The 4979-nt window shown below is 60.3% G+C and carries 1 protein-coding gene; it reads left to right on the forward strand.

Features of this window, described 5'->3' with window-relative positions; translation table 11 throughout:
• A partial coding sequence (locus tag AAAB16_RS06380; protein ID WP_340662579.1) for a hemagglutinin repeat-containing protein occupies window positions 1-4979 on the forward strand: 4979 nt, incomplete at both ends.

The following is a 4979-nucleotide window of genomic DNA, read 5'->3' on the forward strand; positions in this document are numbered from 1 at the left end:
TTTACAGCCTGGGCACCCTGAGCATCGCCAAAGACGACGCCAACACCCAACTCAGCCTGCTGGAAAACCGCTCCGGTAGCATTGAAAGCGCCGGCGATATGAGCCTGCGCGCCGCCGTATTCAGCAACCGCAAAGAACTGTTCCGCACGGAAAAAACCCAGATCTACGGCCAAGTCGCGACCCACTGCTACGACTGCAGCGGCGACCACCACAACGTCGACTACATCGCCACCGAGATTTTCCAAACCACCGTCGCCGAAGACTCCGCCGCCGCACGCATCAGCAGCGGTGCCAACCTCGACATCCAAGGCGGCGCCCTTAGCAACCAATACAGCACCCTCGCGGCCACCGGCGCCGTGACCATCATCGGCACCAGCCTGGAAAACCTCGGCGCCTCCACCGGCACCGTGCAACGGGTACGCACCTACAACACCGGCCGCGTCACCGACGGCACCGAAGAGCGCTTCCGCGAAAACTACGTCGACCCCTACAACGCCCAAGGCTTCCCGAAAACCCTCTCGAGCAACTTCAGCCGCTGGGACCTGCTCAGCGATATCGAAACCGACACCCCCACCGGCATCGCGGCGCCGGCCATTATCCAAGCCGGCGGCAACGTCACCATTCAAGCCACACAACCGATCAGCAACGCCTCGGTCATGGCCAACCAAGCGCCACAAACCGGCGCCGCGCCAACCCTCGACACCAGCGTACAGAGCGGCACCCAACCCCTGGTCGTGCAACTCAACGCCCAACTGCCGCCCGACGCCGCGCAACAAGGCGTAAACCCCATCACCTTGCCAAGCTTTAGCCTGCCGCAAGGGCAAAACGGCCTGTTCCACGTCAACGCAGACCCCAGCCACCCGTACCTGGTCGAAAGCAACCCAGCGTTTGCCAGCCTGCGCAACTTCATCAGCTCCGACTACCTGCTCGGCATCATCGGCTACAACGCCGACCTCACCCAACGCCGCCTCGGCGACGGCCTCTACGAACAACGCCTGGTGCAAGACGCCATCGTCGCCCGCACCGGCAAACGCTTCCTCGACGGCCTGGCCAGCGACGAAGCGCAATTCAAATACCTGATGGACAACGCCATCGCCAGCAAAGCCGCGCTCAACCTGGTGCCCGGCATTGCCCTCAGCGCCGAGCAAGTAGCCGCGCTCACCCACGACATCGTGTGGATGCAAGAGCAGGAAGTGAATGGGCAGAAAGTTCTGGTGCCAGTGCTGTATTTGGCCCAGGCCACCGACCGCCTCGCCCCAAGCGGCGCCCTGATCCAAGGCCGCGACGTGGCCCTGATCTCCGGCAGCGAACTCACCAACAGCGGCACGTTGCGCGCCAGCCAGAACTTGAGCCTCAGCGGCGGGAACATCAACAACAGCGGCCTGGCGCAAGCCAACGAACGCCTGTCGCTGCTTGCCACCGACAGCATCCGCAACACCGCAGGCGGCATCCTCAAAGGCAAAGACGTCAGCGTAACCGCCGTAGCCGGCGACGTGATTAACCAACGCAACATCGCCACCGACGCCCGCAGCGGCAAAAACTTCAGCACGCTCACCAGCATCGTCGACAACGCCGCGCGCATCGAAGCCGGCAACGACCTGGTCGTCTCCGCCGGCCGCGACATGCAAAACACAGGTGGCGCCATCAGCGCCGGCAAAAACGCCGACCTCAGCGCCGGCCGCGACCTGCTCATCACCGCCGCCGAAGCCGAAAACGGCCAAATGCGCAAAGACAAACGCCACTTCTGGGAAACCACCAGCACCACGCAATACGGCAGTGACGTGAAGGTTGGCGGCGACCTGACCGCCAAAGCCGGCAACGACCTCACCGTAGTCGCCAGCACCGTAAAAGCCACAGGCGACATCGCCCTGCAAGCCGGCAAAGACGTCACCATCGCCTCCGCCGCCAACGACGCCAGCAGCGAATACCACTACAAAGGCAACGGCAAAAAGATCGACAAAGAAAACCGCACCGTCCGCCAGCAAGCCAGCGTGATCGAAGCGGGTGGTGACCTGGACATCGCGGCCAACAACGACCTGACCGTTAGCTCCAGCCAGCTGCAAGCCGGCAACGAGGCGTACCTGTACGCCAAAGGTGATATCCAGCTAGAGGCCGCGCAGAACGAGGACTACAGCTACTCGTACAAGATGAAAAAGAGCAGTGGTCTGTTCGGCTCCAAGAAAAAGAGCTCCATGTCCGAGAGCTCCAACAATCAGGCCGTGTCATCGACCATTACGGCTGGCAGTGACCTGACCCTGGTCGCCAACAACGACATCACCTCCCGTGGCGCAGAGCTCAGCAGCGACAAAGCCGTCGCCCTCTACGCCGGCCACGACATCGTGCTCGACGCCGCTGAAAACAGCGCCAACCAAGCCGGCGCCAAGTCCAAAAGCAGCCTGTTCTCCAGCAAGTCGAGTAACAAAAGCAACTCCAGCACCAGCCTAACCAGCACCAGCGTGAATGGCGAAAGCGTCGAACTACTGGCCGACAACGACATCACCCTGCGCGCAGCCGCCGTGCATGCCGACAAAAGCATCACCCTCGACGCCGGGCGCGATGTTGCCATCAGCACCGCCCAGCAAAGCCAACAAAGCAGCCAAGCGAGCAAATCCAACAAACTCAATTGGCACTTGACGGACTCCCTGGCCACCAACGGCTCCTTCACCTTGGAAAACAAAGGCAAAGGCGCCGAGCAAAAAACCGTACAAGAAGTCGGCAGCACCTTGAGTGGCGGCAGCATTGACGTCAGCAGCGGCCGCGACACCACCGTGCGCGCCAGCACCTTGGTGGCGGACGACGATATTCGCGTAGACGCTGGGCGCAACCTCAGTGTGGTGAGCGGCGAGAGCCTCAGCACGTCCAGCGCCAAATCGAAAAGCAAAAACGCCGGTGAAATCGGCAACTGGTACCAAGGCGCCACGGGCGTTGCCAGCCTTAAAGAAACCAACCAGAACAGCGCCACCACGCAAACCGGCAGCCAGATTGCGTCGTTAGGTGGTGACGTCCAGCTTCAAGCTGGCGAGCGTTACAAACAGGTCGCCAGCCAAGTGGTTGCGCCTTCCGGCGACATCAGCATCATCGGCAAGCAAGTCGATATCGAGGCGGGGTACGACACCCTTAGCTCAACCCAGAAACAGAGCTCCAGCCGCACCGCCCTCGGCGGCTCGGTGAGCATCCCGATTGTGGATGCGGTGCGCAGTATTAAAAACATGGGGGAAGCGGCGCAGGACACCGGCGACACGCGACTCAAGGCGTTGGCCGCTGTGAACATCGCGATGGATGCGCAGCGTGCCTATGACGCTGCCAATGCGCTGGGGACAGACAGCCTTACGGGCCTAAAAATCAGCGTCAATCTCAGTAACGACAAGGGCAGCAGTAGCAGCACCCAATCCGGCCAAAACGTGGTTGCTAGCACTGTGGCAGCCGGTGGCAACGTCAACATCACCGCCAGTGGCGCCGGTAAAGACAGCGACCTCACCGTGGTCGGCAGCGAAATTAGCGCGGGCAAAGATGCCACGCTGAAAGCTGACGGCGACATCAACCTACTGGCGGCGCAAAACACCGCTGAACAGCACAGCAAGAATGCCGGCTCAGGTTGGAGTGTGGGCGTAGGTTTCGCACTGTTTGGTGAGCAAAACGGTTTCACCATCGACCTGGCCGCCAATAAGTCACGCGGCAACGCCGATGGTTCAGACGTCGCCTGGACCCAAACCACCATTCAGGCAGGCAACTCGCTCGGTTTCTGGTCCGGTGAAGACACCAACCTGAAAGGTGCAATTGCCCGTGGCGACCAAGTCGTGGCCAACGTCGGTGGCGACCTCAACATCGAGAGCGTGCAAGACACCAGCACTTATAAGTCCAAGCAAACCAATGCCAGCGTTGGGGTCAGCCTGTGCATCCCGCCATTCTGCTATGGCGCTCCGGTAGGCAGTGGTACGGCTAGCTTCGGTCAGCAGAAAATCGACAGTGAGTATGCAAGCGTCACTCAGCAGTCGGGCATCAAGGCCGGCGACAAAGGTTTTGACATCACCGTAGGTGGCAACACCGACCTGAAAGGCGCCGTGATCGCCAGCACCGACGAGGCCGTTACCGATGGCAAAAACAGCCTCACCACTGGCTCCCTAACGCACTCAGATATCAAAAACAAAGCGGAGTACGACGCCACCAGCATCAGCCTAAGTGGCGGCTACACCGGCGAAACGCATGACGCGAACGGCAACGTCATCAAGGCTGCCGATGGCAAGCCAAAGTATGAGTCCGGCGCCACTGCGACCACGCCAATTGTGCTTAGCGCCAGCGATGATGCGAAGAGCACAACCCACAGCGGCATCAGCGGCGGCACGATCACCATCACCGATGCTGAAAAGCAAAAGCAGCTAACCAATCAAACCACCGATGAGGCCGTGGCGAGCATCGACCGCGATGTCTCAAGCGACAAGGACGGCAGCAACGCGCTGAAACCGATCTTCGACCGCAAAGAGATCGAAGCGGGCTTTGAAATTACTGAGGCGTTTGTACGCAACGTAGGCACGTTCCTCGAACAGCGTGCTTACGAATCAGCCGATGCCAAAAGAAAGCTCGAAGCAGAAAAAGCCAAACCTGAAAGCGAGCGCAACCAAGCCGTCATTGATCAACTGCAATACACCGTAGATGCCAATAAGACTTGGGAAATGGGCGGTGTCGGACGCACGTTGGTATCTGCACTAAGCGGTGCAGCCGGAGCCAATGTTACCGGCGGCGGTTCGCAGTTATTGCAAGGGGCTGCCGTTAACTACTTGCAGAGTTTGGCGGCCGAGCAAGTCAAGCGCATTGCTGACGACCTGGATTCTGAAACGGCTCGTACCGCACTGCATGCCGTTGTCGGCTGTGCCGGCGCGGCCGCGCAAAACCAAAACTGTAGCGCCGGCGCAATTGGCGCAAGTGCCAGCGTCATCCTCAACAACCTACTCGACAAGCTCAAAGACGAAACTGCTTCGGGT

It is taken from the genome of Pseudomonas sp., assembly GCF_037994325.1.
Taxonomy (GTDB): Bacteria; Pseudomonadota; Gammaproteobacteria; order Pseudomonadales; family Pseudomonadaceae; genus Aquipseudomonas.